Source organism: Pseudomonas sp. MD195_PC81_125, from assembly GCF_014060985.1.
In the GTDB taxonomy this organism is placed as follows: domain Bacteria; phylum Pseudomonadota; class Gammaproteobacteria; order Pseudomonadales; family Pseudomonadaceae; genus Aquipseudomonas; species Aquipseudomonas parakoreensis.
In genome coordinates this window covers 1-576 of record NZ_JABULD010000929.1, presented here as the reverse complement: position 1 = coordinate 576, position 576 = coordinate 1, and the positions used below count along the sequence as shown (strand labels likewise).

The window sequence follows — 576 nt, the reverse complement described above, 5'->3', positions numbered from 1 at the left end:
CGCTGTTGGCGGTGGCCACTGTATAACCTTCGTCCTCGAGGCAGTAACGAAAGGTTCGCAGGATGGCGGACTCATCGTCCACCAGCAGAATGCGGCCTTGATGCTCAGTGGCAGATTCCATTTTTCCTACGCTCCATAGTGATTGATCTTGGGTTAGTCCCGGAAAAATCGGGCAAGTTGCATGGTTGATTCTGAACGATGCGAGCCATAGGAGGGTAGCTCTCTCCTGCCTTAACGGCCAATCCATTGATTTTGTTGAGTTTTTAAACAATCACCGATTCGCAGGGGTAACCCCGCGTACATTTCTGACATCCAGGACGTGCTCTCAATTCCATAAGAATGAAATCTCCTACGAAATAATCGTGCATTCCGCACGACCGTAGACGACCCATCGTGCAGGATGCGTCCGTCGCTGAATTTTAACTACTTGTAAGCTCTTGATTTTATTGAATATTTTTCAATGAAAAAACTGGCATGCAGCCTGCAATAACTAATTCAGCCCGGGCAGATTCCACTGCCCCAACCGAATAAGAGTGAGGAACCCAGGATGACTCGCCAACGTGCCGCCCAAGTGCG

1 protein-coding gene is annotated in these 576 nt (G+C 49.3%); it reads right to left on the bottom strand.

The genetic code is table 11. The annotated features are described in order from the left end of the window. Positions 1-121: hypothetical protein (locus tag HT737_RS32245; protein WP_306287330.1), on the bottom strand; the 121-nt coding region annotated here is incomplete at its 3' end. Between the last annotated feature and the right edge of the window lie 455 nt (positions 122-576).